Consider the following 24878-nt stretch of genomic DNA (forward strand, 5'->3'; position numbering starts at 1 on the left):
GTCTCCTTCAGGGTGTTGATTGGTATTGGCCGGCGAGCTTGAAGAGGTGGTCCTTGGACGCAGGCTCGAGGTAGGGTAGCAGCAGGGAAAGGGCGTGGAAGGCGCCGCGCATCAGGGCGGCACCGGCACGGCCGGGCTCCAGCGCGTGGCGCGGGTCGCGCACGTATTCGTAGCTCAGCCAGTAGCTCACCACCACGACCATGGCATTGGCCGTCGGCGCGGCCTCGCGCAGCTCCATCTTCAGCGCCCCGCCCAGGTGCAGGCCCGACAGCACATGGCGCATGGCCTGCTCCTTGGCGGCCAGCAGGCTCTGGAAATGGGTCTCCAGGCGGCGGTTCTTGAACAGCAGGTCGTTCAGGTCGCGATACAGGAAGCGGTGCTTCCAGATCAGCTCGAACAGCATGTGGAAGAACAGCCAGGCGTCTTCCACGTTGCGCACGTTGTCGGCCGCGGCCAGCAGCTCGCTGAGCTCGGCCTCGTAGCGCCCGAACAGGGCGTTGACCAGTTCGTCCTTGGCCGGGTAGTGGTAGTAGAGATTGCCCGGGCTGATCTTCAGTTCGGCCGAGATCAGCGTCGTCGACACATTGGGCTCGCCAAACGCGTTGAAGAGGTCGAGGGTGACCTCCAGGATGCGCTCGGCGGTGCGGCGGGGGCGTTTGGGCGTGGGCATGCGCGGGTCATTCTGGCAGCGATCTGCACCGAAATAGGGTCAACTTTTAGAATGACGCCCCATGCCGAATCAGACCTCCCCGCCTGCCATCTCCTTCGAGAACGTCAAGAAAACATACCGGGGAGGGCAGGTCAGGGCGCTGGACGGCGTCAGTTTCGACATCCACTGCGGCGAGTTCTTCGGCCTGCTCGGCCCTAATGGCGCCGGCAAGACGACCCTGATCAGCGTGCTCGCCGGCCTGGCCAAGGCCACCGAAGGCCGGGTGCGCGTCATGGGCCACGACGTTGTCGACGACTACGCCGCCGCCCGCAAGGCCCTGGGTGTGGTGCCGCAGGAACTGGTGTTCGACCCCTTCTTCAGCGTGCGCGAATCGCTGCGCATCCAGAGCGGCTATTTCGGCGTGCACCGCAACGACGACTGGATCGACGAGCTGCTGAGCAACCTCGGCCTGGCCGACAAGGCCAACGCCAATATGCGCCAGCTCTCCGGCGGCATGAAGCGCCGCGTGCTGGTAGCCCAGGCCCTGGTGCACCGCCCGCCCGTCATCGTGCTGGACGAGCCCACGGCCGGCGTCGACGTGGAGCTGCGCCAGACCCTGTGGCAGTTCATCGCCCGTCTCAACAAGGAAGGCCACACGGTGCTGCTGACCACGCACTATCTGGAGGAAGCCGAGGCCCTGTGCCAGCGCATCGGCATGCTGAAGCAGGGGCGCATCGTGGCACTTGACCGCACCTCGCAGCTGCTCGCCGGCACGGCCTCGACCATGCTGCGCTTCAAGACCGACGTGGGGTTGCCGCCCGACATTGCGGCACGAGCCCGGGTGACCGGGCGCATCGTGCAGGTGACGGCGCATGACGCCGCCGAGGTGGAGACCACGCTGGCCACGCTGCGCGCCGCGGGCGTGCCCGTCGAAGACCTGGAGATCGGCCGTGCCGACCTCGAGGACGTGTTCCTGGAAATCATGCAGGGAGAGCACGCATGAATGGCGCCTCCACCCTTTTCAAGAAGGAAGTGCTGCGCTTCTGGAAGGTCGCCTTCCAGACCGTCTGCGCGCCCGTGCTGACCGCGGTGATGTACCTGCTCGTCTTCGGCCACACGCTGGAAGACCATGTGAAGGTCTACGACACAGTGGGCTACACGCAGTTCCTCATCCCCGGCCTGGTGATGATGAGCGTGCTGCAGAACGCCTTCGCCAACAGCTCGTCCAGCCTGATCCAGAGCAAGATCACCGGCAACCTGATCTTCCTGCTGCTGACGCCGCTGTCGCCCACGGCCTGGTTTGTCGCCTATGTGGGCGCTGCCATCGTGCGTGGCCTGGCGGTGGGCGCCGGTGTGCTGCTGGTGACCGCCTGGTTTGCGCCGCCGGGGCTGGACAACATCCTGTGGGTGCTGCTGTTCACGGTGCTCGGCGCCGGCCTGATGGGCACGCTTGGGCTCATCGCCGGCCTGTGGGCCGAGAAATTCGACCAGCTGGCCGCCTTCCAGAACTTCATCATCATGCCCATGACCTTCCTGTCGGGCGTCTTCTATTCGGTGCACAGCCTGCCGGGCTTCTGGCAGGGCATCAGCCACCTGAACCCCTTCTTCTACATGATCGACGGCTTCAGGCGCGGCTTCTTCGGCGTCAGCGACGTGTCGCCGTGGCTGAGCCTGGCGGTGGTCGCGACCAGCTTCGCGGTCACGGCGGGCCTCGCTTTATCGCTGCTGAAGCGGGGCTACAAGATCCGCTCCTAAAGGATGGTTTTCGCAGCCCCGAAGGGGGCCGCGCCCACCCTTCCCTAAAATGTGGGGTTTTCCAGAAGGACAGTGATGGCCGACCCGACCCCGCAAGAAGTGCGCGATTTCATTGCCGCAGGCCTGCCCTGCGAGCATCTGGAAGTCGAGGGCGACGGCCGCCATTTCTTCGCCACCATCGTCTCCAGCGAATTCGTCGGCCTGTCCCGCATCAAGCGGCACCAGCGCGTCTACGCCGCCCTGGGCGAGCGCATGCGCGAGCAGATCCACGCGCTGTCCATGAAGACGCTGGCACCCGAGGAGTGGGCGCAATGACCGGCCTGACCCTGGCCCTGTCCAAGGGCCGCATCTTCGAAGAGACGCTGCCGCTGCTGCGCGCCGCTGGCATCGAGGTGCTGGAAGACCCCGAAACCTCGCGCAAGCTCATCCTGCCGACCAACCGTGAGGGCGTGCGTGTGGTGCTGGTGCGCGCCAGCGATGTGCCGACCTATGTGCAATACGGCGGGGCCGACCTCGGCGTGGCCGGCCGCGACGTGCTGCACGAGCAGGCCCTGGCCCAGGGCGGCTCGCATGGCCTGTACCAGCCGCTGGACCTGAAGATCGCGCGCTGCCGCATGAGCGTGGCCACGCGCGCCGACTTCGACTACGCCGCCGCCGTCAAGCAGGGCTCGCGCATCCGCGTCGCCACCAAATACACCGAGATCGCCCGCCAGCATTTCGCCGACAAGGGCGTGCACGTCGACCTCATCAAGCTCTACGGCTCCATGGAGCTGGCGCCGCTGACCGGTCTGGCCGAGGCCATCGTCGACCTCGTCTCCACCGGCGGCACGCTGCGCGCCAACAAGCTGGTCGAGGTGGAGCAGATCATGGACATCTCCTCGCGCCTCGTCGTCAACCAGGCCGCGCTGAAGTTGAAGCGCGCCGCGCTGCGGCCCCTCATCGACGCCTTTGCCGGGGCCATCGCATGAAGCTCGTTCGCCAACTCTCCACGGCCGACGCCGACTTCGCGGCCGAGTTCGAGCGCTTGCGCTACTGGTCGGCTGCCGACGACGCCGCCATCGAAGCCCGCGTCGCCGAGATCCTGGCCGATGTGCGTCAGCGGGGTGATGCCGCCGTGCTGGACTACACCGCCCGCTTCGATCGCGTGCAGGCCGACAGCGTTGCCGCGCTGGAGATCGGCCAGGCCGAACTGCAGGCGGCGCTGGCCTCGATCACGCCCGGGCAACGCGATGCGCTGCAGGCCGCCGCCAAGCGCGTGCGGACCTATCACGAGCGCCAGCTGCAGGCCTGCGGCCTCTCCTGGAGCTACCGCGACGAGGAAGGCAACCTGCTCGGCCAGAAGGTCACGCCGCTGGACCGCGTCGGCATCTATGTGCCGGGCGGCAAGGCGGCTTATCCGAGCAGCGTCCTGATGAACGCCATTCCCGCACAGGTCGCGGGCGTCGGCGAGATCATCATGGTCGTGCCCACGCCGGAGGGCGTGCGCAACCCGCTGGTGCTGGCCGCCGCCGCGGTGGCCGGTGTGCACCGCGTGTTCGCCATCGGCGGCGCGCAGGCCGTCGCGGCCCTGGCCCAGGGCACCGCCACCATCCCGCGTGTCGACAAGATCACCGGCCCGGGCAATGCGTATGTGGCTTCGGCCAAGAAGCATGTCTTCGGCCAGGTCGGCATCGACATGATTGCCGGCCCCAGCGAGATCCTCGTCATCGCCGACGGCACGACGCCGCCCGACTGGGTGGCCATGGACCTGTTCAGCCAGGCCGAGCATGACGAGCTGGCGCAGAGCATCCTGCTCAGCCCCGACGCTGCCTTCCTGGATGCCGTCAGTGCCAGTATGGAGCGCCTGGTCGAGGAAATGCCGCGCGAGGCCGTCATCCGCGCCTCGCTGGCGGGCCGCGGCGCGCTGATCCTGACGCGCTCAATGGAAGAGGCCTGCGAGATCAGCAACGCCATCGCGCCCGAGCATCTGGAGATCAGCGCCGCCGAGCCGCAGCGCTGGGAGCCGCTGCTGCGCCACGCCGGCGCCATCTTCATGGGCGCCTACACCAGCGAGTCGCTCGGCGACTACTGCGCCGGCCCCAACCATGTGCTGCCCACCGCCGGCACGGCGCGCTTCTCGTCGCCGCTGGGCGTCTACGACTTCCAGAAGCGCAGCAGTCTCATCGAGGTCAGCGAGAAGGGTGCCCAGGAACTGGGCCGCATCGCCAGCGTGCTGGCCCACGGCGAGGGCCTGCAAGCCCACGCCCGTGCAGCCGAACTCCGCTTGAAGTGAGCGGCGCACACGTGTCCGCGCGCTTGTGCGCGGGCCGAGCGCCGGGCCGCTCCCTAGCCGGCCCGCTCTGACGATGTGCTTGCCGGTCGATCCGGCGAGCATCGTCGTCCCCTCGGGGGACCGACCAGGGTGCCCGCGTTCAGCGCGGCGCACTGGGCGAGGGGCTCTCAGGCCACGGCCTTGAACGGGCTGCGCTCCGGTGGCTCGTCGTGCTCGGCCGTCTTGGTCAGGGCCGTGGTGATCCAGTTCAGCGCCGACACGCGATGGCGCACCGCGCAGCTCAGCGGCTCGGGCTTGCAGCCCATCTTGGCCTTGGGTTCCAGCGCCGTGCGGCCCAGGCTGAGCCGCGTCGAGCCAAAGGCGATGGCGTCCTGCACGGTGGACTGCAGCAGCGACAGATAGATGGGCGCATCGGCATTCGCCGCGCGGTCGTAGCCGATGTAGTAGCCCAGGGCCGTCGCGCCGTCGTGCACGCTGGTGACGAAACCCAGCCAGCGGCCGTCCGCATGTTCGGCGACGCGGCAGCGAAAGCGCGGGCCGAGCGCGGCCGCCATGGCCGGCAGATAGCCGGGTGTCAGCGTCGCCAGCCGCAGGCCCTGGGCCTGGTGCACCTGCCCGTAGAGGGCGTGCAGTTCGTCGGCGCGCGCCGCCATCTCCTCGGCACCGGCCTCGCGCAGGGTCAGGCCGGCGGCGGCGCAGTCCTTGATCAACTTCTTGGCCGCGCTGCGATAGCCCGAGGTCATGCTCGCCAGGTAGTCGTCCCAGCTGCGCCATTCTGGCCTGAGCGTCAGCACCATGTCGGGCTCGGTCTCGACGCTGCGGTAGCCCAGCAGGCGCAGCGCCGGCGGTACATCGCCAACGGCCATGCCGAGATCCTTGATCAGCGCGAAATCGGACTGGCCGTCCAGCTTGTCGGCGCGGCGCAGGCGGTAGATGGCTTCGCAGATGCCATGCCAGAGCTGGCCTTCGTCGGCATGCGGTGCCAGCGCCATGGCGCGAGCGCCCCAGACCAGCAGATTGCCGCAGACCAGCAGATGCTCCTTGAGCCCGGCCATGGGCGCGTCGACCAACTTTTTATTGCCGGGCTTGCGCAGCTGGGCACCGCCGACGGCCACGCGCTGCAGCAGCATCGCGGCGACGGGCTCGCCGTCGGCGTAGGCCATGGCATAGCGCGGTTCCAGGTTGTCGGGCGCATGCTGTTCCAGCACGCGCAGGTAGTCGCGCGACAGGAAGACCGTCTGGGCCGCGAGGGCGTCCCAGTGCAGCGGGTTCACGAAGTCGATACGGTCGGCCAGCACCAGCTGCAGGCCCGAGGTCGTCCGCCGGGCGACGCGCCTGGCCTTGATGTCCTGCAGGGCTTGGACGGGGTTGACCGGCTGGGGCTTGAGCTTGCCCAGGGCCCGACCGGTGCGCTTGAGCTTGGCGACGGTGGCTTGCAGGGGCTTCTTGGCGAGAGGTGGGATGGGCATCGATGAAGGGGTGACGACGGGATGCAAAGGCTAACGCAGTCGACAGCGAGGTGATTGGATGGGCTGCGTCGCTTCGGCTACGCTGGTGCATGCCCCTGCGTCGCCGCGATCTGCTGCTGTCCTCGGCCGTCCTTCCCCTGGCCGCCGCCCAGGGCGCGCCGCGCCGCCTGCGCATCCCCCATGTCTCGCCCAAGGCCGAGTTGCAGAGCAGCTATGCCGCGGTGCTGCTGGAGCAGGCCCTGGCCGCGGCGGGCACGCCGGTCACGCTGGAACCCACGCCCGAGCTGATCCCGCAGAACCGCGCCCTGCAGGAGCTGGGCCGGCACCGTCGTCTGGACGTGCTCTGGACCATGACCTCGGTCGAGCGCGAGCAGCAGGCCCAGCCCATCCGCGTGCCCCTCTTCAAGGGCCTGTACGGCTGGCGCTTGCTGCTGGCCACGCCGGAGGTGGCCACGCGCATGCGCGAGGTGCAGACGCTGAACGAGCTGCAGCAGTTCTCCATGGTGCAGGGCCTGGAATGGCCCGACACCGGCATCCTGCAGGCCAACGGCCTCAAGGTCGTCGTGTCGCCCAGCTATGACGCCATGTTCAAGCAGCTGCGCCTGGGCCGGGCCGACGCCTTCCCACGCTCGGTCGAGGAGATCTGGTGGGAGCTGGACCGCTACGGCCAGGGCCTGACCGTCGTGCCCCATCTCTGCCTCCATTACCCGGCCGCCATCTACTACTTCGTCGCCTACGAGGAGCCCGAGCTGGCTGCCGCCATCGAGCTGGGCCTGAAGCGCCTGCGCGCCAGCGGCGCCTTCGACAGCCTGTTCATGAAGTACCACGGAGACGATCTGGGCCGCGCCGGGCTTGGATCGAGGCGCATCATCGGGCTGCGCAACCCCTTGTTGCCGTCGTCGACGCCGCTGGACAAGCCCGAGCTCTGGTACCGGCCGTAAGTGCGGGTTATTTCGACACGAAGTTCGTGGAACACGAACTTCGTGTAATCTTCGGCCCATGAAGAACGTCACCGTGTCCATGGATGACGCCGTGGCCGAATGGGCCCGGCTGGAGGCGGCGCGGCGCAACACCAGCGTCTCCCGCCTGCTCGGCGAGCTGCTGGCCGAGAAGATGCAGCACGACGATGCCTACGAGCGCGCCCTGCAGGACTGGCTGCACCGCGAGCGCTCCTGGGCGTCTGACGGCCAGCCCTACCCGGGGCGAGGTGTGGTTTGAAGCCGGAGCCCGTCTTTGTCGACACCTCGGTGCTGCTCTTCAGCGAGGACGGTGCCCGCCCGGCCGAGCGCGAGCAGGTGCTCGCCTGGCTGCGCCAGCTGTGGGCCACGCGCACCGGCCGCGTCTCGGTGCAGGTGCTGAACGACTTCTATCTGCTGGCCACGCGCCAGATCAGCCCCCCGATGCCCCAGGGCGATGTGCGGGCCGAGGTGCGGCGCTACCAGCACTGGCGGCCCTGGTCGCCCGACCAGGCGACAGTGGAGTCCGCCTGGTCGCTGGAAAGCCGCTTCGGCCTGCCCTTCGCCGACGCCCTCGTCGTCGCCAGCGCCAAGGCCCAGGGCTGCACCCGCCTGCTCAGCCTGGCCCTGCCGCATGACGCCGTCTACGACAGCGTGCAAGTCCTCAACCCTCTTGTCTCCGCGCCATGACCCCTGCCCTGGACCAAGCTCTCGCCCAAATCCGCCCCGACGTGCGCGCGGCCCATGCCTATGTGGTGCAGCCCAGCCATGGCCTGCTGAAGCTGGACGCGATGGAGAACCCCTACCGGCTGCCGCCCGAGCTGCAGCAGGCCCTGGGCGAGCGCCTGGGCGCCGTCGCGCTGAATCGCTATCCGGCCGAGCGCACCGCCGAGCTGGGGCGCGCTCTGGCCCGCCACGCCGGCGTGGGCGACGACGTCGGCGTCACGCTGGGCAATGGCTCGGACGAGCTGATCGGCCTGCTGACCATCGCCGTCGCCAGGCCCGGCGCCACGGTGCTGGCGCCCCTGCCCGGCTTTGTCATGTACGAAGCCCTGGCACGCCAGCAGCAGCTCAACTTCATCGGCGTCCCGCTGCGGGCCGACGACTTCGAGCTGGACGAGGCCGCCATGCTGGCCGCCATCGCCAAGCACCAGCCGGCGCTGATCTATCTGGCGTATCCCAACAATCCGACCGCCACCCTGTGGGACGCGGCCGTCATCGAGCGCATTGCGAAAGCTGCGCCTGGCATCGTCGTCATGGACGAGGCCTACCAACCCTTCGCCAGCGCCGACAGCCTCGCCCTGATGGCCCGCCAGAAGAATGTGCTGGTCATGCGCACCATGAGCAAGTTCGGCCTGGCCGGCGTGCGCATCGGCTATCTGCTGGGCGCGCCGGAACTGGTCGAGCAGGTCGAGAAGCTGCGCCCGCCCTACAACATCAGCGTGCTGAATGCCGAGGCGGCCTTCTTTGCACTGGAGCATGCCGAGGTCTATGCCGCCCAGGCTGCCGAGTTGCGCCAGCAGCGTGAGCGCCTCCTCAAAGCCTTGCAGGCCATGCCCGGCATCACGCCCTGGCCCAGCCAGGGCAATATGATCCTGGCCAGGGTGCAGGACGCGGCCGCCACCTTCGCGGCGCTGAAGGCCCGCGGCGTGCTGATCAAGAACGTCTCGGCCATGCACCCGCTGCTCGCGAACTGTGTGCGCCTCACGGTCGGCACGCCCGACGAAAACACCCGCCTGCTGGCTGAACTCCCGAGCTGTCTGTCATGACCACTCCCCGAACTGCCGAAGTCACCCGCAACACCCGCGAGACGCGCATCACCGCGCGCATCAACCTCGACGGCAGCGGCCAGTCCAAGCTGCAGACCGGCATCGGTTTCTTCGACCACATGCTGGACCAGATCGCCCGCCACGGCCTCATCGACCTGGACATCCACTGCGAGGGCGATCTGCACATCGACGGCCACCACACGGTGGAAGACGTCGGCATCACCCTGGGTCTGGCGGTGGCCAAGGCCGTGGGCGACAAGGCCGGCCTGACGCGTTACGGCCACAGCTATGTGCCGCTGGACGAGGCCCTGTCGCGCGTCGTCATCGACCTGTCCGGCCGCCCCGGCCTGCACATGGACTGCAAGTTCACGGCCGGCAGCATCGGCGCCTTCGACACCCAGCTGACCTTCGAATTCTTCCAGGGCTTTGCCAACGCGGCCCTGGCGACGATCCATATCGACAACCTGAAGGGCCACAACGCCCACCACCAGGCCGAGACCATGTTCAAGGCCTTCGGCCGCGCCCTGCGCATGGCCACGACGCCGGATCCGCGCTCGGCCGGCGTCATCCCGTCGACCAAGGGCTCGCTATGAGCCGAACCGTCGCCGTCGTCGACTACGGCATGGGCAATCTGCGCTCGGTGTCGCAGGCCGTCATCCATGCCGCCGAGGGCCAGGGCTATGACGTCGCCATCACCTGCGACCCCGAGGTGGTGCGTGCCGCCGAGCGCGTCGTGCTGCCGGGCCAGGGCGCCATGCGCGACTGCATGCGCGAGCTGGCCGACTCCGGCGTCAAGGAGGCCGTGCTGGAGGCCGCCGCCACCAAGCCCCTGCTGGGTGTCTGCGTGGGCATGCAGATGCTGCTGGACCACAGCGAGGAGCAGGACACCCCTGGGTTGGGCCTCATTCCGGGGCGAGTGCAGCGCTTCCGCCTGGAAGGCCGGCTGCAGGAGGACGGCAGCCGCTACAAGGTGCCGCAGATGGGCTGGAACCGTGTGCACCAGCCACGCCCCCACCCGGTGTGGGATGGCATCCCGGACGAAAGCTGGTTCTACTTCGTGCACAGCTTCTACGCGACCACCGCGTTGCCCGAACACAGCGCCGGCGAGACCGACTACGGCACTCGCTTTACCTGTGCGGTGGCCCGGGATAATATTTTTGCGACCCAATTCCACCCCGAGAAAAGTGCCGCGCTGGGCCTTGCCCTGTATCGCAACTTCCTCCATTGGAAGCCCTGATCGACCCACGCCGGTCTGCACCTTCTCGTCCCCGAATCCTTTTCCCCAGCCCCTCAGCCCTCGGCCATGCTGCTGATCCCTGCCATCGACCTGAAAGACGGTCGCTGCGTCCGCCTCAAGCAAGGCGACATGAATGACTCCACCACCTTCGGCGAAGACCCCGCCGCGATGGCGCGCCGCTGGCTGGATGCCGGCGCGCGACGCCTGCACCTGGTGGACCTGAACGGCGCCTTCGCGGGCAAGCCGGTCAACGAGCCGGCCATCAAGGCCATCATCAAGGAGGTGGGCGACGAGATCCCCATCCAGCTCGGCGGCGGCATCCGTGACCTCGACACCATCGAGCGCTATCTGGACGACGGCCTCAGCTACGTCATCATCGGCACGGCCGCGGTCAAGAACCCAGGCTTCCTGAAGGACGCCTGCAGCGCCTTTGGCGGCCACATCATCGTGGGCCTGGACGCCAAGGACGGCAAGGTCGCCACCGATGGCTGGAGCAAGCTGACCGGCCACGAGGTCATCGACCTCGGCCAGAAGTTCCAGGACTACGGCGTCGAAGGCATCATCTACACCGACATCGGCCGCGACGGCATGCTGACCGGCATCAACATCGAGGCCACCGTGAAGCTGGCCCAGGCGCTGACGATTCCCGTCATCGCCTCGGGCGGCCTGTCCGACATCGCCGACATTGAACGCCTGTGCGCCGTCTTCGGCGACGGCGTCGAGGGCGTCATCTGCGGCCGCTCCATCTATACCGGCGCGCTGGACTTCACCGCAGCCCAGGTGCGCGCCGACGAGTTGATGGCGGCGGCCGGCTAGCAAGAGCACCCCTCGCCCAAGGAGTACCTTGGTCGGTCTTGCAGACCGCGCTGCGGCAAGAGCCGCAGCCCTTCGGCAGGCACATCCCGCCCACTGGGCGCGATGTGTCCGGCCTCAGCCCCCGAGGGGACGGCGACGCTTGCGGCATCGAGCCGCAAGCACGTCCCCATGGCGGGCCGGCTAGGGAGCGGCCCGGCGCTCGGCCCGAAAACCAATCCGTCTGCGATACAGGCGCGTTGAATCAGCGACCGATGCTGCGCCGGCGCAGCACCAGCAGGCCCAGGCCGGCCAGCATCAAGGCATAGGTCTCGGGTTCCGGCACCGGCGCCGGCACCAGGAAGGTCCGAATCTCGCCGCCGGCTGACAGTGTCGAATGGATATTGAGATAGGCCTTGCCGCCGGCCAAGCCCGTCGAGAAGACGGCGAAGGCGCTCGACACCGTGCCGCCATTGGCGGTGATGAAGGCTGGGTTCCAGCTTGAGGCCTGGGTCAGGTCGAAGGTCTGGGAATAGCTGCCCGAAGTGACGCCCAGAGGGAAGCCGGGGAAGGTCGGGACCGGGGTCGCCACACCCGCCGAGCCCGTGCCCGCCGCCGCCGTGCAGCAGTGGATATGGCTGGCCGTCGTGTTGCCGCTCATGCCGCTGAAGGTCACGTCGACCTTCATCGTGAAGGCGTCGTCGTCAAAGACGATGCTGACCGTTCCGGTGCCCAGCGAACTGGCCGCCGCAGCGGGCTCGCCCAGATTGCTCAGCGTGCCGATATAGGTCACCGGGTGGGCTGAGGCCATTGCGGCCCCGAGGGTGAGGGTCGTGGCCAGCAGGGCAGGGGCGGTCAGTCTCATCGTCGTCTCCGTGGGGTGGGTTCAGCAGCCGCGATTGGGCGATGCTTCACGGTCGCTGCGAAGACCTAATCAGCAAAGGAATAATCCAGGCTGGTTTTCCGTCCCCCTGCCCATGCTCGCCAAACGCATCATTCCCTGCCTCGACGTCACTGCCGGCCGCGTGGTCAAGGGCGTCAACTTCGTCGGCCTGCGTGATGCGGGCGACCCGGTGGACATCGCCGCCCGCTACAACGAGCAGGGCGCCGACGAGCTGACCTTCCTCGACATCACCGCGACCAGCGATGGCCGCGACCTCATCCTGCCCATCATCGAATCGGTGGCGAGCCAGGTCTTCATCCCGTTGACGGTGGGCGGCGGCGTGCGCGCCGTGGCCGACGTGCGGCGGCTGCTGAATGCCGGCGCCGACAAGGTCAGCTTCAACTCCGCCGCCGTGGCCGACCCCGAGCTGATCCGCGCCGCCAGCGACAAATACGGCGCCCAGTGCATCGTCGTCGCCATCGACGCCAAGCGCCGTGCCGATGGCTCGGGCTGGGACGTCTACACCCATGGCGGGCGCAAGAACGTCGGCCTGGATGCGGTCGAGTGGGCGAAGAAGATGGCCGAGTTCGGCGCCGGCGAGATCCTGCTGACCAGCATGGACCGCGACGGCACCAAGAGCGGCTTCGATCTTGAATTGACCCGCGCCGTGTCCGATGCCGTGCCCGTGCCCGTCATCGCCTCGGGCGGCGTCGGCTCGCTGGAAGACCTGGCCGACGGCATCACCAAGGGCGGCGCCGACGCCGTGCTGGCCGCCAGCATCTTCCATTTCGGCCAGCACACGGTGGGCGAGGCCAAGGCGCTGATGGCGGCGCGGGGCATTCCTGTTCGTCGGTGAGCATGGGTGAGGTTCGCATCATTGGCGGCCAGTGGAAGCGTTCCAAGCTGCCCGTCCCGGATGTGCCGGGCCTGCGCCCGACGTCCGACCGCGTCCGCGAGACTCTCTTCAACTGGCTGGGCCAGACGCTGGACGGCTGGCGCGTGCTGGACGCCTTTGCCGGCAGCGGGGTGCTGGGTTTCGAGGCGGCCTCGCGTGGAGCTGCCACCGTGGTGATGGTCGAGCGCGAGGCCGCGTTGGTGGACGGCCTGCGGGCGAGCCAGAAACGTTTGCAGGCTGGCGCCATCACCATCCACCGGGCCAATGCCTTGAACTGGATGACGGCCTGCCCCGACCGCTTCGACCTGATCTTTCTCGACCCGCCCTTTGCGGATGACCTGTTCGACCGCGCGCTCGCCGCCGCTGTGGCGCTGCTGGCCGAGGACGGGCTGATCTACGTCGAGTCGCCTCACGACATCCCCGCACCGGCGGGATTCACCGCGTGGCGCCAGGGGCGTGCCGGGGCCGTGCACTACCAGTTGCTGAGACGCGAGGACAATCCAGCGTCATGACCTCCCGCACCACCATCACGGCCGTCTATCCGGGCACCTTCGATCCCATCACCCTGGGCCACGAGGACCTGATGCGCCGCGCCGCCGGCATGTTCGAGCGCCTGGTGCTGGCGGTGGCCGTCGGCCACCACAAGAAGACCATGTTCTCGCTGGACGAGCGGCTGGAGATGGCACGCGCGGTGGCGGCGCCGCTGGGCAATGTCGAGGTCATCGCCTTCGAGGGCCTGCTGCGCGATTTCGTCCGCACGCACGCCGGCCGCGTCGTCGTGCGCGGCCTGCGCACCGGCGGCGACTTCGAATACGAGTTCCAGATGGCCGGCATGAACCGCAAGCTGATGCCCGAGGTCGAGACCATCTTCCTGACACCCGGTGAGCACCACCAGTACACGTCCAGCACCTTTGTGCGCGAGATCGCGACGCTGGGGGGCGAGGTGGCGGAGTTTGTGTCGCCCGGGGTTCTCGCCCGATTGGACGCGAAGTTCAAGAGGAGCTGATCATGGCTTTGATGATCACTGACACGCGAGGCGGGAATCGGCAAGGCATGCCTTGGCCCGCCTTGCGCGGCGAGCGCATGCAGGCGCTTGCCGTATTCGTCCGTCCGCCCGATGGAGGCCCAGCATGGCGCTGATGATCACGGACGAATGCATCAACTGCGATGTCTGCGAACCCGCCTGCCCGAACAACGCGATCTCCATGGGCGAGGAGTTCTATCAGATCGACCCGGCCAAGTGCACCGAGTGCGTCGGCCATTTCGACGAGCCGCAGTGCGTGATGCTCTGCCCCGTCGCCTGCATCCCCATCAACCCGGCCCATGTCGAAAGCCGTGAGACCCTGATGCAGAAGTACCAGCGCCTGACCGGCAAGGCCTGATTCAGGGCCTTGCGATGTGGGCTTGCTGCGCCAGCACACCCACCACCCAGTCGATGAAGGTGCGCAGTTTGGCGCTGACGTGCCGATGCGGCGGGAAGGCGACGTACAGCGGCATGGGCTCCACCTGCCAGCCGGGCAGCAAAGGCCGCAGTTCCCCACGGGCCACGTGCGGCTCGGCCATGTAGCGCGGCACGCACAGCACGCCCAGGCCGGCCAGGCCTGCAGCGAGGTAGGCGTTGCCGTCGTCCACTGCAAGCGCGTGGCGGCCATGCAGGGCCACCGTTTCGCCGTCGCGGTGCATCGTGACGGGCGCAATGCGGCCGCTGCGCCAGCGCAGATAGCCCACGAGGCGATGCGCGTCATCGGCCAGGTCACGCGGATGGGTCGGATTGCCGCTGCGTTCCAAATAGGCCGGCGCAGCGTACACGCCCATCGACAAGTCGCCCACCCGGCGAGCCATCAGGGTCGAGTCGGCCAGGTCGCCGCCGCGCAACACGCAGTCGACGTCGTCGCCAATGACGTCGACCATGCGGTCGCTGACGCCCAGGTGCAGTTCAATGTCCGGATAGCGGGCCTGGAAGTCCGGCAGTGCCGGTACCAGCACCAGCCGCGCCAGCGGGCTGGGGACGTCCACGCGCAGCCGGCCGCGCAGCGCGGCAGCAGCGTTGGACAGACCGGTGTCGGCATCCTCCAGGTCGGCCAGCACCCGCACCACGCGCTCGTAGTAGGCGGCGCCGTCCTCCGTCACGCGCACTTGTCGCGTCGTGCGATGCAGCAGCTTCACGCGCAAGCGGGCCTCCAGCTGCTGCACAAGTTGCGTGACCGTGGTGTTGCTCACGTCGAGCGCCCGGGCCGCCTTGGTGAAGCTGCCCGTCTCCACGACACGCGTGAAGGCCTGGAGGGCGTCGAAACGATCCATGGGTTGGCTCCGATTGTTTGGCGCTGGCAAAAACTGATTGTGGGTTGGCGCGGTTTATCGGGGAAAGGCGCGTGCCTAGAGTGGCTGTGTGTCTTCAACCCCGAAAGAGATCCGATGTCTTCCGCACGCGACGCTGTTTTTCCCGCCGGCCGCCAGGCGCTGTACGAGCGCAACCGCTACTCACCGGCCATCCGGTCCAATGGCTTCCTGTTCGTCTCCGGCCAGGTCGGCAGCCAGCCCGACGGCGCGCCGGAGCCCGACCTGCCGCAGCAGGTGCAACTGGCCTTCGAGAACCTGAATGCCGTGCTCGCCGCGGCCGGCTGCAGCTTCGACGATGTGGTGGACGTGACCGTGTACATCGTCGATCCAGAGCGGAATTTCGAGCGCGTCTGGCCGGTCGTCATGGCTCATTGGGGCGAGGCGCCCCATCCGACGCTCACCGGTGTCGGCGTCACCTGGCTCTACGGCTTCCAATTCGAGATCAAGGTCATCGCCAAGCTGCCGAGGGCCGCAGCCGCCTGACCTGAGGCGCAGCAACATTCGTCACCTTTGCTCACGCCGGCAAGCGGCGTGCCTGCCTAGAGTCGCAGCGCGACGCAGGAGGCAGCGTGGTGGACAACAAGACCGATACGACGGAGCTCGAACAGGCAGCGCCTGATCTGAACGCGGGCACGGCTTCGGCGGCTCTGGCTGCTGCCGCGTTCCTGGCGGCCTGCGGCGGAGGTGGTGGTGGTGGCTCCGACCCCGGGCCCGCCACGCCCTCCACTCCCGATCCCACGCCGAGCGCAGCGCCCCCACCCAGCCGCCGCGACGCGGCTCGCTTCCTGAGCCAGGCCAGTTTCGGCGTCACCGGCCCGGCCCAGGTGGATGCCCTCGTCGTCCAAGGCTTCGACGCCTGGCTGACCGCGCAGTTCGCCAAGCCGGCGGCCCTGCACATGGACTATCTGAACAGCCAGCGCGGCCGCGACCAGGCGGCCGGTGAAACGCCGCGCATCAGCGAGGAGATGAGCTACGAGGCTGTCTGGCAGCAATGGCTGACGGGCGAGGACCAACTGCGTGCGCGGGTCACCTGGGCGCTGCTGCAGATCTTCGTCATCAGCAATATCGCGCCCGACATCCGGCCCGCGGCCATGAGCAGCTATCTGGACATGCTCAACCGCAACGCCTTCGGCAACTGGCGCACGCTGCTGCAGGACGTCGCCCTGCACCCGGCCATGGGCTATTACCTGAACATGCTGGAGAGCGAGAAGGAGAACGCGAGCAAGGGCACCCATCCCAACGAGAACTTCGCGCGCGAGGTGCTGCAGCTCTTCTCCGTCGGCCTCATCCAGCTCAATGCGGATGGCACACCGAAGCTCGACTCTGCAGCCAAGACCCAGGCCACCTATGACGAGGCCGTCGTCAGGGGCTTTGCCAAGGCCTTCAGCGGCTGGAGTTTCGGCGGCCTGGACAACAGCAAGAACTCGCAGTTCCACAACCACGACGACAACATCGAGGCGCTGTGGACGGTGCCGATGAAGGCCTGGGTCAGCTACCACTCGCCCGGCGACAAACTGCTGCTGGACGGCAAGACCCTGACCGCCGGCCAGACGCCCGAGCAGGACATGAAGGACGCGCTGGACACCATCTTCCAGCATCCCAATGTGCCGCCCTTCTTCTGCAAGCAGCTCATCCAGCGCCTGGTGACCAGCAACCCCAGCCCCGCCTATGTGGGCCGCGTCGCCGCGGTGTTCGTCAACGACGGCGCCGGCGCGCGCGGCAACCTGAAGGCCGTCGTGCGCGCCGTGCTGATGGATGCCGAAGCGCGTGGCGACAACCCGGCGGCGAACGTTGCCAAGCAGCGCGAGCCCGTCATCCGCTTTGCCAACATGCTGCGCGGCCTGGGCGCGAAGAGCACCAGCGGCCTCAATCGCATCCAGTACCTGGACAGCAGCGACGACGCCCTGGGCCAGAGCCCGCTGCTGGCGCCCTCGGTCTTCAACTTCTACTCACCCGGCTACCGGCCGGCGGGACCCATCGCCGCCCAAGGCTGGGTGGCGCCGGAGTTCCAGATCAGCGGCGAGACGGCCGTTGCCGGCTCGCTGAACTTCTTCGCCGACCTGTTCAACAGCGGCGGCTATGGCTGGCCCGAGGAGCACCGCCTCAAGCTCGACCTGGCCAGCCTCGCGGCCCTCGATGCAAGCGCGCTGATCGACCGCCTCGACCTGCTGTTCTTCAACCTCGGCATGAGCAGCTCGACGCGCGAGCGCCTGACCGCCCTCATCGGCGCAGTCAAGGGCAAGACCGACAAGGTCAGGGCCGCCTTGATCGTCACCGCCCTCTGCCCCGACCATGTGATTCAGCGATGAAACGCCGCCACCTGCTCCAGCTGGGCGGTTTCGCCGCCCTCAATCCCTGGGCGCAAATGCGCGCCCTTGCTCAGACCGCGCCCGCCGCAGGCGACTACCGCGCCCTGGTCTGCGTCTTCATGTTCGGCGGCAATGACGGCAACAACCTGCTGGTGCCGACCGACGCGCGCTACACGACCTACCAGCGCGCCCGGCCCAATCTCGCGTTGGACAACGCGACGCTGCTGCCGCTCACCCTGTCCAACGCCACCGGCCTGGGCCTGCATCCGGCCTTCACCGGCCTGCAGTCCCTGGTCAATTCGGGCCAGGCCAACCTCATCGCCAATATCGGCCCCTTGCTGCAGCCCACCACCAAGGCGCAATACGACGCGCGCAGCGTGCCCTTGCCCTACAACCTGTTCTCCCACAGCGACCAGCAGGGCGCCTGGCAGAGCGGCGTCGTCGAAGCGCCTCCGCGCAACGGCTGGGGTGGCCGGCTGCTGGAGCGCGCCGTGGCCGAAGGCCAGACCAACCGCGGCTATGCGGCCATCAGCCTGTCCGGCGGCAACGTCTGGGAGGCCGGCGACAAGGCACTGACGCCCTATCGCGTGTCGGCCTCGGGCCGCTTTGGCTTTGACTTCTATGACCCGAACGCCCAGTCCGGCAGCGACCCGCTCTCCGCCGCCGTCGCCGCGACCCTGGCCGAGGCGCGCAGCCATCCCTTCGAGCAGACCTGGCTGAACATGATGAGCCGCAGCCTGGAGGTGCAGCGCAACCTGGCCGCGGCCCTGTCCAGCAGCACGGTGACCACCGTCTTCCCCGACACGGGTCTCGGCCGCCAGCTCGGCATGGCGGCCAAGCTGATCGCCGCGCGCGGGGCCCTGGGCCTGTCGCGCCAATGCTTCTTCACGTCCATCGGCGGCTTCGACACCCATGGCGACGACCAGTTGCAGCGCCAGAACGAGAACTTCGCCGAGATCGACGCCGCCGTCACCGCCTTCAACACCGCCATGACGGCCATGGGCCTGGCCGACGGCGTGACCCTGTTCAGCGCCAGCGATTTCGGCCGCACCTTTGCCAGCAACGGCTCCGGCACCGACCATGCCTGGGGCAACCACCACTTCGCCGTCGGCGGCGCGGCGCGCGGCGCCAACGGCGGCAAGCTGCTGGGGCGCATGCCGGACCTGACCATCAACGGCCCGGACGACGTCGGCCAGGGCGTGTGGCTGCCGACGACGGCGACCGACCAGCTCGGCACGGAACTGGCGCGCTGGTTTGGCGCCGACGCGACGACGCTGGCGGCGGTGTGGCCGCATGGCGCGGGCTTTGACCGGATGGCCGGCTGGGCCTAGTTGGGGAAGGCCATCTTCAGCACCCGGGCCAGCCTGGCACCGGCCCGGCTCAGCTGCTGGCGTTTGATCGCGTCCGATTTGGCCTCGTAGCCCTCCGGCAGGCTGACTTGCCAGTTCTCGCCCTGCTTGGGCCTGAAGCGCAGGCCCTGGTGAGCGACGGCGGCCAGGGCCACCGACTCGCGCCCCCAACCCGCCGGCCAGTCCAGCGCATTGCCCGCATCCGGTTGCACCCGGCGTGCCTCGGCCAGCCAGGCGGCGTCGACATGCCGGGGCCTGAAGGCCTCGGGCACGTTGTCCCAGAACGAATGGAAATTCTTGATCCCCGTTGCCGGATCGAGCAGCAAGCTGTTGCCGCCGATGGTGAAGCTGGCGCGGTCAAAGCCCTGCTTGTCTGGATCGACGGGCCGGCCCTGGGCGTCGAGATAGAGGCTGCCCACATGCAGGGGCTGATGGATGTCGCCCACCAGATGCACAAGGATGATCAGCGCCTCGCGCTGGCTCTTGAAGTTGGGCTGGCCGGTGGAGGGCTGGCCCTGCAGCACCCGGATGGCCGCGCGCAGTGCGCCGACGACATCGTCGGGCCGCGCGCCCACCGCACCCGGCTGGTAGCGGCCACGCTGGATGGCGATGTCGGCGTAGTGCATCTGCTTGTGGCAGCTGTCCTCGTCCAGGCCGATCTCGCATTGGCGATCGTTGCGCTTCACATAGTCAGCCATCTCGGCAATGCGCTCCGGCGTCTCCAGCTGGGCGCAGGCGGGGAACTTGCCGGGGTTGGGATAGGCATAGCCCTGGCTGGGCGAGATGCCCTTGGCGCAATCGGCCCAGATTGAGGCCTGGGCCAGGTCCATGTCACCCAGCAGGGCGGCCACGCGGGCCTCGGCGGGACTGCCCTGGATGAGGCCGGCGGCAATCGTGGCGACGGTCTGGTGGCCGTCGGAGCCCCAGGCATGGGCCAGCAGGGGCGCGGCGGCGATCAGGGCGGTGGCGAGACGGCGATGCATGCGGAGCTTGTCGGTCGATCAAACCCGCAATCTTGCCTTGTCGCCGGCTGGGCCAGCGGTGGCGTTGGGTAGCATCAAGGCGCTCACCTCCCGAGTCAGGAGACCCGCCATGAGACTTCAGCTTGCCCGCCTCGCCGGCCTGTTCCTGTTGTGCCTGAACCTGGCCTGGGCCCAGCCGGCCGACGTGGCGCGCAGCAAGGACCATCCACTGCTGACGCGCTTCCCGAATTCGCACATCGTCGAATACGCCAAGAACTTCAATGGCGCAGATTTCGCCGTGGCCCGTGGCGCCGATGGCAACCCGACACGCAAGCGCGTCGAGGGTGACATGACGGACATCCTCTACTTCCACAACGATGTCGACCGCCAGCCCAGCGCCCTGCAGCTGATCCGCAACTACCAGAACGCCATCAAGGGCATTGGTGGCGAAGTGGTCTACGAGCGCCTGCCCAAGGACGGCGATGGCGGCGAGACGACGCTGCGCGTGAACGCCGGCGGCAAGGAGGTGTGGGTGCTGGTGGAGCCGGGCATCTTCAGCGCGCCGACGCAGAGCTACAAGCTGACCGTCGTCGAGGTGGCGGCCATGCAGCAGGTGGTCAGCGCCAACAAGATGCTGGACGAGATCAACAAGAACGGCTTCATTGCGCTGTATATCAACTTCGACACCAACAAGGCCGAGCTCAAGCCGGACGGCCAGGCCACGGTGCGCGAGATCGTCGCCATGCTGAAGGCGGCACCGACGCTGAAGATCGCTGTCGAGGGCCACACCGACAACGTCGGCTCGGCCCCGGCCAACAAGACCTTGTCGGAGCAGCGCGCCAAGAGCGTGATGAATGCCGTGGTGGGCGGCGGCATCGCGGCCGCCCGCCTCAGCGCCGCGGGCTTCGGCGCGGAACGACCGATTGCCGACAACCGCAGCGAAGAGGGCCGCGCCAAGAATCGGCGCGTCGAACTGGTGAAAAAGCCCTAGCCGATCAGGCCCGCCAGCCGGCCCGGCTGGAAGTGCAGGTCGACGAAATCCGCCAGGCCATCGAACACAGCATCCAGAGACCGGCCCGACTGGCCGAACAGGGCCTTGAGGACGGCCGGCTGCTCGAACAGTCCATGCGCATAGACACCCAGCACCTGGCCCGACTGCCAGCCCACGGCCTCGCCGGCCGCGTTGCGCAAGGCCACCTGGGGCGGCGGCAGACCGGAGTGGGGCTGGGTGCGGCCGTGGCGAATTTCGTAACCACTCGCCCGCACGCCGGCCAGGCCTTGCCAGCCGCCGTCCAGTGAAGCGGCAAAGCTGAACTCGGTGCTGCGCAGCAGCTTCTCGCGCTCGAAGGCGGTGACCAGGGGCAGCAGGCCCAGGCCCGGCGCATTGCCATCCACGCCATGGGTGTCGATGAGAGCCTCGCCCAGCATCTGCAGGCCGCCGCAGATGCCCAGCACCCGACCGCGGTGGGCATTGATGGCGAGGTCCAGCTTCTGCGCCCGCAGCCAGGCCAGGTCGGCCGCGGTGGACTTGGAGCCGGGCAGGATGATCCAGTCCACGCCTTGCAGATCCTTGGGCTCGCGGGCCCAGGACAGGCGGACGCCGGCGAGCTGGCGCAGCGGCTGGAACTCGTCGAGGTTGGAGATGCGCGGATAGGCGATGACGGCGATGCGCAGGCCGCTGCCGGTGGCCGCGTCGTCGAACACGCCGTCCTCCTCGGGCAGGCCATGGCCGCGCCACATCGGCAGCGTGGCGATGGTGGGCACGCCGGTCAGATGCTCGAGCTGCTCAGGCCCCGGCGCCAGCAGGCCGGCGTCGCCGCGAAAGCGGTTCAGCACAAAGCCCTTGACCTGGGCGCGCACGTCCTCGGGCATCAGCTGGTGGGTGCCATAGAGATGGGCGAAGGCGCCGCCGCGGTCGATGTCGGTGACGAGCAGGCAGGCGGCTTTGGAGTCGCGCGCCGTGCCCAGGTTGACGTAGTCGCTGGGCGCCAGGTTGATCTCGGCCGGCGATCCCGCGCCCTCGATGACGACGACCTCGTTCTCGCGCAGCAGCTCGTGCAGGGCCGCTCGCGCGCGCGGCTTCAGCAGGGCGCTGCGCTCGCGCCAGGGCACGCTGGACAGGGCCGGGTCGACCTCGCCGAGCACGACGACCTGGCTTTGCGTGTCGGCCTCGGGCTTGAGCAGCACCGGGTTCATGCGCACCTCGGGCACGCGCTTGGCGGCCAGGGCCTGGAAGTACTGGGCCGAGCCGATCTCGCCCATCAGCCCGTTCAGCCCCGGCACGACACGGGCGTTGTTGCTCATGTTCTGGGCCTTGAAGGGCGCGACCTTCAGTCCCTGGCGGGCATACCAGCGGCACAGGGCCGTGGCCAGCCAGCTCTTGCCCGCACCGCTGGTGGTGCCGAGCACCATCACTGTTTTCGCACTCATGAGTCTTCGCTTTCGATTTCAAGCAGGGCCTGCTGCAACGCGTCCTGGCTGCGCCGCGGCTGGGCCGACACGCGCACCCAGCCGGGCAGGCCGAAGGAGGCCGCGTCGCGCACGCGGATACCGCGCTCCCGCAGCCGCAGCGCGATGTCGGCGCGCGGCGGCCGCGCCAGCCAGAATGGCGTGCAGCTCGGCAGCTGCGCCTCCCAGTCCAGGGCCGCCAGCATGTGGCGCTGCGCCGCCGCCCATTCGCGCAACTGGGCGCGCGCATCGGCCAGCCAGGACTGGGTCGCCTCATCGTGCCAGTGCATCAGCATGGCGACGCCCTCCGCCGACAGCACCCAGCTCGGCGCCAGCGACAGGGCCTGCGCCCAGGCCGCATCCTGAGCCGGCGCGATGAGATAGCCGGCGCGCACGCCGGTCAGGCCCAGGGCCTTGTTGGGGCAGATCAACTGCCAGGCGCCGGGAGGCAAGGCCGGCGTCTCGCCCTGCAGGCGCAGGGGCTCGTAGGCGCGGTCGGCGGCGACGAGGTGCCCGGCCAGGTCGGGCCAGGCGGCGGCGCTTGCGCCGGTCGGGTTGCAGGGCTCGCAGATCCAGACCAGGGACGGTGCCGTGGGGCGGACGTGGGCCGAGTCGACATAGGGCTTCACGGCCAGGCCCAGGGTCTGGGCGGCGAGGGCGTAGTCGCCAAAGCCGGGCTGAGGCACCCAGACCTCGCGAAGGCCCGACAGCATCGCGGCCAGCGTCAGCCGGCGTATGCCCTCGGCACCGCCGGCCGTGGGCAGGATGCGTTCGGGCGCCACGCTTTCGGCCGGGCCGAGATGGCGGCGCAGCGCGCCGTAGTCGGGGTCGGGATAGGCGTGGCGGTCGGCCTGCTGCACGGCGGCCCACAAAGCGGGCGGTGGGCCCAGGGGATTGGCATTGGTGGAGAAGTCATGGGCGACCGCCGGGCCGTCGTCGGGGCCGCCGTGTTCGGGCAGTAGGGGGTGGGTCATGACCTCAGCGTCCAGGCCAGCAGGGCGATCAGTGCGCTGCCGGCGACGAGAGCGTGCCACGCCACCGCACGCGCCGCGTGCAGGTCGTCGGGTGCTGCAGACCGCCCGTCGGCATGCAGCGTATAGACGCCGGGCTTGCCCAGCCGCAGGCCCAGCCGCAGCGCCATGGCGGCCATCGGCCAGCCGCTGTTGGGCGACGGCGTGCGGCGCGCCTCGCGCGCGAGCGCGGGCAGCGACGGCGGCAGCAGCATCAGCGCTGTCAGCCGCGCAGGCAGCCACGAGAGCAGGTCGTCCGCCCGCGCCGCCCATTTGCCGCACCACTCGCGCTCGTCGCGATAGCCCCACATTGCATCCGCCGTGTTGGCGAAGCGGTAGATGGCCGCGCCCGGCAGCCCGGCGATGGCGAACCAGAACAGCGGCGCGATGACCGAGTCGTTGAGGTTCTCGGCCAGGGTCTCGATGGCGGCCTCGCGCACCTCGGTCTCGGTCAGCGCCGCGGTGTCGCGGCTGACCAGGCGGGACAACCGCGCGCGGCCGGCCTGCAGCGACTCATTCAAGGCCGCGTCCACGGCCATCGCTTCGTCGGCCAGCATGCGCCACGCGAGCAAAGGCTTCAGCAGCAGTCCGGTCAATACCGCAGTGCCCACGAAGCCCAGCGCCGAGCTCCAGGGCTTCAGCAGGATCAGCACCCAGCCCTCCAGCCACAGCGCGATGAAGGCCACCAGCGCGGCGCCGACCAGCCAGGCCAGCGCGCCGGCCATGAAGCCCAGGGCCGGCGGCAGCTTCGTCAACTTGAACAGGCCGAGATAGCGCCCCATGCCGACGACCGGATGGGCCCAGGCCGGGGGCTCGCCGAAGAGGCGGTCCACCAGCAGGGCCACGGCCATGGCCAGCGGCAGCAACAGGTTCATGGGGCGAGTGGCGGCAGGCGCGCCACCAGCCCGCCCTTGAGCCGGTCGGGCCGGCGGTCCCAGGCCAGCAGGCCGTCACCCGGCTCCGCATGCTGGGCGGCCACGGCCAGCAGCGCCTCGACGCTGGCCGCGTCGGGCGTGAGCTGGCCGAACAGATAGCTGTGCTTGCCCAGGCCCTGCAGGGCCGCCGTGCAGCTCTGCTTGCAGGCCGCCATGCAGGCCTGGCCGCGAACGGGCAATGTCCAGTCGCGCGCCAGGGCCTCGTTCTCGACGGCTTCCAGCAGGGCCTGGCCCTGGCCGTCGGCGCAGGTGGTGCAGATGACGAGGGCGCTGCTCATCAGTCCTCGATGCCGCGCTGGGCCGGTACGCCGGCCTTGTAGTGGTGCTTGATCATGGCCATTTCGGTGACCGTGTCGGCCAGCTCGATCAGCTCGGCCGGCGCGCCACGCCCGGTCAGCACGACGTGCACATGCGGCGGGCGCTCGCGCAGGCAGGCCAGCACGGCGTCCAGCGCCAGCCAGCCATAGCGCAGCGGGTACATGATCTCGTCCAGCACGACGAGGAAATGGTCGCCGGCGCGGATGACCGATTCGGCCCGCCCCCAGCCCTCGCGGGCCAGCTCGGCGGAATGCTCCAGGTCCTTGCTCTTCCACGAGAAGCCGTCGCCCAGGCCCTCGATGGGCACGCCGAGCTGCTCGAAGACGCGGTGCTCGCCAAAGCGGGCGCTGGGCACCTTCATGAACTGGTAGATGCGCACCGCCTTGCCGCGGCCATGGGCGCGCAGCGCCAGGCCGAAGGCAGCGGTGCTTTTGCCCTTGCCGTCGCCGGTATGGACGATGACGAGGCCGCGGCGCTCGCCGCTGGGGATGACGCGTTCGCGGTCGACCGGAGGTTTTTCGATTTCCATG

At 68.7% G+C, this 24878-nt stretch carries 30 protein-coding genes; 20 read left to right on the forward strand and 10 right to left on the reverse strand.

Going from position 1 to position 24878, the window contains the following annotated elements; genetic code table 11:
* Positions 1-7: 7 nt before the first annotated feature.
* Positions 8-670, reverse strand: coding sequence for a TetR/AcrR family transcriptional regulator (locus J2X20_RS25840; protein ID WP_310271767.1), 663 nt, complete (start codon positions 668-670; stop codon positions 8-10).
* Positions 671-731: 61 nt separating this feature from the next.
* Here J2X20_RS25840 and J2X20_RS25845 point away from each other — a divergent pair, with 61 nt between their 5' ends.
* From J2X20_RS25845 to hisD, 5 genes are all read left to right on the forward strand, one after another.
* Complete coding sequence (locus J2X20_RS25845; protein ID WP_310271769.1) at positions 732-1652, forward strand: ABC transporter ATP-binding protein; 921 nt, start codon at positions 732-734, stop codon at positions 1650-1652.
* On the forward strand, positions 1649-2404 hold the full coding sequence (locus tag J2X20_RS25850; protein ID WP_310271772.1) for an ABC transporter permease: 756 nt from the start codon (positions 1649-1651) through the stop codon (positions 2402-2404). The genes J2X20_RS25845 and J2X20_RS25850 overlap by 4 nt, the downstream gene beginning before the upstream one ends.
* A 75-nt stretch (positions 2405-2479) precedes the next feature.
* Positions 2480-2719 carry a BolA family protein gene (locus tag J2X20_RS25855; protein ID WP_310271774.1) on the forward strand — a complete coding sequence of 80 codons (240 nt, stop codon included), beginning with the start codon at positions 2480-2482 and terminating at the stop codon, positions 2717-2719.
* The gene (hisG, locus tag J2X20_RS25860) at positions 2716-3372 is read left to right on the forward strand and encodes an ATP phosphoribosyltransferase (protein WP_310271777.1); all 657 of its coding nucleotides are present in this window, start codon (positions 2716-2718) and stop codon (positions 3370-3372) included. Before J2X20_RS25855 ends, hisG begins: the two co-directional genes overlap by 4 nt.
* Entirely contained in the window at positions 3369-4676 is a 1308-nt protein-coding gene (gene hisD, locus J2X20_RS25865; RefSeq protein WP_310271780.1) for a histidinol dehydrogenase, read from the forward strand. The genes hisG and hisD overlap by 4 nt, the downstream gene beginning before the upstream one ends.
* A gap of 167 nt (positions 4677-4843) precedes the next feature.
* On the opposite strand, the gene J2X20_RS25870 is transcribed toward hisD, so the two are convergent.
* Positions 4844-6145, reverse strand: coding sequence for a GNAT family N-acetyltransferase (locus J2X20_RS25870; protein WP_310271784.1), 1302 nt, complete (start codon positions 6143-6145; stop codon positions 4844-4846).
* 89 nt (positions 6146-6234) lie between these two features.
* On the opposite strand from J2X20_RS25870, the gene J2X20_RS25875 reads away from it, so the two are divergent.
* From J2X20_RS25875 to hisA, 7 genes are all read left to right on the forward strand, one after another.
* Complete coding sequence (locus tag J2X20_RS25875; protein WP_310271787.1) at positions 6235-7086, forward strand: substrate-binding periplasmic protein; 852 nt, start codon at positions 6235-6237, stop codon at positions 7084-7086.
* A 58-nt stretch (positions 7087-7144) separates the two neighbouring features.
* The gene (locus J2X20_RS25880; protein ID WP_310271789.1) at positions 7145-7363 is read left to right on the forward strand and encodes a CopG family transcriptional regulator; all 219 of its coding nucleotides are present in this window, start codon (positions 7145-7147) and stop codon (positions 7361-7363) included.
* Positions 7360-7791 (forward strand): PIN domain-containing protein, encoded by a 432-nt coding sequence (locus J2X20_RS25885; RefSeq protein WP_310271792.1) that lies wholly within the window; start codon positions 7360-7362, stop codon positions 7789-7791. Before J2X20_RS25880 ends, J2X20_RS25885 begins: the two co-directional genes overlap by 4 nt.
* Positions 7788-8870 carry a histidinol-phosphate transaminase gene (gene hisC, locus J2X20_RS25890; RefSeq protein ID WP_310271795.1) on the forward strand — a complete coding sequence of 361 codons (1083 nt, stop codon included), beginning with the start codon at positions 7788-7790 and terminating at the stop codon, positions 8868-8870. The genes J2X20_RS25885 and hisC overlap by 4 nt, the downstream gene beginning before the upstream one ends.
* Positions 8867-9463, forward strand: coding sequence for an imidazoleglycerol-phosphate dehydratase HisB (gene hisB / locus J2X20_RS25895; protein ID WP_310271797.1), 597 nt, complete (start codon positions 8867-8869; stop codon positions 9461-9463). The genes hisC and hisB overlap by 4 nt, the downstream gene beginning before the upstream one ends.
* Positions 9460-10107 (forward strand): imidazole glycerol phosphate synthase subunit HisH, encoded by a 648-nt coding sequence (gene hisH, locus J2X20_RS25900; protein WP_310271800.1) that lies wholly within the window; start codon positions 9460-9462, stop codon positions 10105-10107. Before hisB ends, hisH begins: the two co-directional genes overlap by 4 nt.
* A gap of 66 nt (positions 10108-10173) precedes the next feature.
* Complete coding sequence (hisA, locus tag J2X20_RS25905) at positions 10174-10923, forward strand: 1-(5-phosphoribosyl)-5-[(5-phosphoribosylamino)methylideneamino]imidazole-4-carboxamide isomerase (protein WP_310271803.1); 750 nt, start codon at positions 10174-10176, stop codon at positions 10921-10923.
* A 241-nt stretch (positions 10924-11164) separates the two neighbouring features.
* On the opposite strand, the gene J2X20_RS25910 is transcribed toward hisA, so the two are convergent.
* Entirely contained in the window at positions 11165-11764 is a 600-nt protein-coding gene (locus J2X20_RS25910) for a CHRD domain-containing protein (RefSeq protein WP_310271806.1), read from the reverse strand.
* 112 nt (positions 11765-11876) lie between these two features.
* Between J2X20_RS25910 and hisF the strand changes: the two genes are divergently transcribed.
* The 4 genes from hisF to J2X20_RS25930 all read left to right on the forward strand — a co-directional run bounded on the left by hisF (position 11877) and on the right by J2X20_RS25930 (position 14059).
* Positions 11877-12638, forward strand: a complete 762-nt coding sequence (hisF, locus tag J2X20_RS25915; RefSeq protein WP_310271809.1) for an imidazole glycerol phosphate synthase subunit HisF — start codon at positions 11877-11879, stop codon at positions 12636-12638.
* A gap of 2 nt (positions 12639-12640) precedes the next feature.
* The gene (gene rsmD / locus J2X20_RS25920) at positions 12641-13189 is read left to right on the forward strand and encodes a 16S rRNA (guanine(966)-N(2))-methyltransferase RsmD (protein WP_310271810.1); all 549 of its coding nucleotides are present in this window, start codon (positions 12641-12643) and stop codon (positions 13187-13189) included.
* Positions 13186-13683, forward strand: coding sequence for a pantetheine-phosphate adenylyltransferase (gene coaD, locus J2X20_RS25925; RefSeq protein WP_310271816.1), 498 nt, complete (start codon positions 13186-13188; stop codon positions 13681-13683). The genes rsmD and coaD overlap by 4 nt, the downstream gene beginning before the upstream one ends.
* A gap of 124 nt (positions 13684-13807) precedes the next feature.
* On the forward strand, positions 13808-14059 hold the full coding sequence (locus J2X20_RS25930; protein ID WP_310271819.1) for a YfhL family 4Fe-4S dicluster ferredoxin: 252 nt from the start codon (positions 13808-13810) through the stop codon (positions 14057-14059).
* Between the two features lies 1 nt (position 14060).
* Here the strand turns inward: J2X20_RS25930 and J2X20_RS25935 are convergent, their stop codons facing one another.
* Positions 14061-14978, reverse strand: coding sequence for a LysR family transcriptional regulator (locus J2X20_RS25935; RefSeq protein WP_310271822.1), 918 nt, complete (start codon positions 14976-14978; stop codon positions 14061-14063).
* Positions 14979-15092: 114 nt separating this feature from the next.
* On the opposite strand from J2X20_RS25935, the gene J2X20_RS25940 reads away from it, so the two are divergent.
* The 3 genes from J2X20_RS25940 (at position 15093) to J2X20_RS25950 (ending at position 18657) form a co-directional block, all read left to right on the forward strand.
* Positions 15093-15500 carry a RidA family protein gene (locus J2X20_RS25940; RefSeq protein ID WP_310271825.1) on the forward strand — a complete coding sequence of 136 codons (408 nt, stop codon included), beginning with the start codon at positions 15093-15095 and terminating at the stop codon, positions 15498-15500.
* Between the two features lie 89 nt (positions 15501-15589).
* Positions 15590-17326: a DUF1800 domain-containing protein gene (locus tag J2X20_RS25945; protein ID WP_310271828.1), complete on the forward strand. Its 1737-nt coding sequence runs from the start codon at positions 15590-15592 to the stop codon at positions 17324-17326.
* Positions 17323-18657 carry a DUF1501 domain-containing protein gene (locus tag J2X20_RS25950; RefSeq protein WP_310271831.1) on the forward strand — a complete coding sequence of 445 codons (1335 nt, stop codon included), beginning with the start codon at positions 17323-17325 and terminating at the stop codon, positions 18655-18657. Before J2X20_RS25945 ends, J2X20_RS25950 begins: the two co-directional genes overlap by 4 nt.
* Here the strand turns inward: J2X20_RS25950 and J2X20_RS25955 are convergent.
* The gene (locus J2X20_RS25955; RefSeq protein ID WP_310271834.1) at positions 18654-19658 is read right to left on the reverse strand and encodes a S1/P1 nuclease; all 1005 of its coding nucleotides are present in this window, start codon (positions 19656-19658) and stop codon (positions 18654-18656) included. The two genes, J2X20_RS25950 and J2X20_RS25955, sit on opposite strands and share 4 nt — an antisense overlap.
* Before the next feature lie 109 nt (positions 19659-19767).
* Here J2X20_RS25955 and J2X20_RS25960 point away from each other — a divergent pair, with 109 nt between their 5' ends.
* Positions 19768-20628: an OmpA family protein gene (locus J2X20_RS25960; RefSeq protein WP_310271837.1), complete on the forward strand. Its 861-nt coding sequence runs from the start codon at positions 19768-19770 to the stop codon at positions 20626-20628.
* Here J2X20_RS25960 and J2X20_RS25965 read toward each other — a convergent pair.
* The 5 genes from J2X20_RS25965 to cobO are packed head-to-tail and all read right to left on the reverse strand — an operon-like array spanning position 20625 to position 24877.
* Positions 20625-22067: a cobyric acid synthase gene (locus J2X20_RS25965; protein WP_310271840.1), complete on the reverse strand. Its 1443-nt coding sequence runs from the start codon at positions 22065-22067 to the stop codon at positions 20625-20627. The genes J2X20_RS25960 and J2X20_RS25965 overlap by 4 nt on opposite strands.
* Positions 22064-23059: an aminotransferase class I/II-fold pyridoxal phosphate-dependent enzyme gene (locus J2X20_RS25970; protein WP_310271842.1), complete on the reverse strand. Its 996-nt coding sequence runs from the start codon at positions 23057-23059 to the stop codon at positions 22064-22066. Before J2X20_RS25970 ends, J2X20_RS25965 begins: the two co-directional genes overlap by 4 nt.
* Positions 23056-23970 (reverse strand): adenosylcobinamide-phosphate synthase CbiB, encoded by a 915-nt coding sequence (gene cbiB, locus J2X20_RS25975; RefSeq protein ID WP_310271845.1) that lies wholly within the window; start codon positions 23968-23970, stop codon positions 23056-23058. The genes J2X20_RS25970 and cbiB overlap by 4 nt, the downstream gene beginning before the upstream one ends.
* Positions 23967-24308: a DUF1636 family protein gene (locus J2X20_RS25980; RefSeq protein ID WP_310271847.1), complete on the reverse strand. Its 342-nt coding sequence runs from the start codon at positions 24306-24308 to the stop codon at positions 23967-23969. The genes cbiB and J2X20_RS25980 overlap by 4 nt, the downstream gene beginning before the upstream one ends.
* Positions 24308-24877 (reverse strand): cob(I)yrinic acid a,c-diamide adenosyltransferase, encoded by a 570-nt coding sequence (gene cobO / locus J2X20_RS25985; RefSeq protein WP_310271850.1) that lies wholly within the window; start codon positions 24875-24877, stop codon positions 24308-24310. The genes J2X20_RS25980 and cobO overlap by 1 nt, the downstream gene beginning before the upstream one ends.
* Position 24878 lies beyond the last annotated feature (1 nt).

The organism is Roseateles saccharophilus (assembly GCF_031458095.1).
GTDB classification, from domain to species: domain Bacteria; phylum Pseudomonadota; class Gammaproteobacteria; order Burkholderiales; family Burkholderiaceae_C; genus Pelomonas; species Pelomonas saccharophila_A.

Bases quoted from the DNA above. Each gene is read 5' to 3' on its own strand.
- J2X20_RS25840 (WP_310271767.1), bottom strand. From the start codon at position 670: ATGCCCACGCCCAAACGCCCCCGCCGCACCGCCGAGCGCATCCTGGAG.
- J2X20_RS25845 (WP_310271769.1), top strand. From the start codon at position 732: ATGCCGAATCAGACCTCCCCGCCTGCCATCTCCTTCGAGAACGTCAAG.
- J2X20_RS25850 (WP_310271772.1), top strand. From the start codon at position 1,649: ATGAATGGCGCCTCCACCCTTTTCAAGAAGGAAGTGCTGCGCTTCTGG.
- J2X20_RS25855 (WP_310271774.1), top strand. From the start codon at position 2,480: ATGGCCGACCCGACCCCGCAAGAAGTGCGCGATTTCATTGCCGCAGGC.
- hisG (WP_310271777.1), top strand. From the start codon at position 2,716: ATGACCGGCCTGACCCTGGCCCTGTCCAAGGGCCGCATCTTCGAAGAG.
- hisD (WP_310271780.1), top strand. From the start codon at position 3,369: ATGAAGCTCGTTCGCCAACTCTCCACGGCCGACGCCGACTTCGCGGCC.
- J2X20_RS25870 (WP_310271784.1), bottom strand. From the start codon at position 6,145: ATGCCCATCCCACCTCTCGCCAAGAAGCCCCTGCAAGCCACCGTCGCC.
- J2X20_RS25875 (WP_310271787.1), top strand. From the start codon at position 6,235: ATGCCCCTGCGTCGCCGCGATCTGCTGCTGTCCTCGGCCGTCCTTCCC.
- J2X20_RS25880 (WP_310271789.1), top strand. From the start codon at position 7,145: ATGAAGAACGTCACCGTGTCCATGGATGACGCCGTGGCCGAATGGGCC.
- hisC (WP_310271795.1), top strand. From the start codon at position 7,788: ATGACCCCTGCCCTGGACCAAGCTCTCGCCCAAATCCGCCCCGACGTG.
- hisB (WP_310271797.1), top strand. From the start codon at position 8,867: ATGACCACTCCCCGAACTGCCGAAGTCACCCGCAACACCCGCGAGACG.
- hisH (WP_310271800.1), top strand. From the start codon at position 9,460: ATGAGCCGAACCGTCGCCGTCGTCGACTACGGCATGGGCAATCTGCGC.
- hisA (WP_310271803.1), top strand. From the start codon at position 10,174: ATGCTGCTGATCCCTGCCATCGACCTGAAAGACGGTCGCTGCGTCCGC.
- J2X20_RS25910 (WP_310271806.1), bottom strand. From the start codon at position 11,764: ATGAGACTGACCGCCCCTGCCCTGCTGGCCACGACCCTCACCCTCGGG.
- hisF (WP_310271809.1), top strand. From the start codon at position 11,877: ATGCTCGCCAAACGCATCATTCCCTGCCTCGACGTCACTGCCGGCCGC.
- rsmD (WP_310271810.1), top strand. From the start codon at position 12,641: ATGGGTGAGGTTCGCATCATTGGCGGCCAGTGGAAGCGTTCCAAGCTG.
- coaD (WP_310271816.1), top strand. From the start codon at position 13,186: ATGACCTCCCGCACCACCATCACGGCCGTCTATCCGGGCACCTTCGAT.
- J2X20_RS25930 (WP_310271819.1), top strand. From the start codon at position 13,808: ATGGCGCTGATGATCACGGACGAATGCATCAACTGCGATGTCTGCGAA.
- J2X20_RS25935 (WP_310271822.1), bottom strand. From the start codon at position 14,978: ATGGATCGTTTCGACGCCCTCCAGGCCTTCACGCGTGTCGTGGAGACG.
- J2X20_RS25940 (WP_310271825.1), top strand. From the start codon at position 15,093: ATGTCTTCCGCACGCGACGCTGTTTTTCCCGCCGGCCGCCAGGCGCTG.
- J2X20_RS25950 (WP_310271831.1), top strand. From the start codon at position 17,323: ATGAAACGCCGCCACCTGCTCCAGCTGGGCGGTTTCGCCGCCCTCAAT.
- J2X20_RS25955 (WP_310271834.1), bottom strand. From the start codon at position 19,658: ATGCATCGCCGTCTCGCCACCGCCCTGATCGCCGCCGCGCCCCTGCTG.
- J2X20_RS25960 (WP_310271837.1), top strand. From the start codon at position 19,768: ATGAGACTTCAGCTTGCCCGCCTCGCCGGCCTGTTCCTGTTGTGCCTG.
- J2X20_RS25965 (WP_310271840.1), bottom strand. From the start codon at position 22,067: ATGAGTGCGAAAACAGTGATGGTGCTCGGCACCACCAGCGGTGCGGGC.
- J2X20_RS25970 (WP_310271842.1), bottom strand. From the start codon at position 23,059: ATGACCCACCCCCTACTGCCCGAACACGGCGGCCCCGACGACGGCCCG.
- cbiB (WP_310271845.1), bottom strand. From the start codon at position 23,970: ATGAACCTGTTGCTGCCGCTGGCCATGGCCGTGGCCCTGCTGGTGGAC.
- J2X20_RS25980 (WP_310271847.1), bottom strand. From the start codon at position 24,308: ATGAGCAGCGCCCTCGTCATCTGCACCACCTGCGCCGACGGCCAGGGC.
- cobO (WP_310271850.1), bottom strand. From the start codon at position 24,877: ATGGAAATCGAAAAACCTCCGGTCGACCGCGAACGCGTCATCCCCAGC.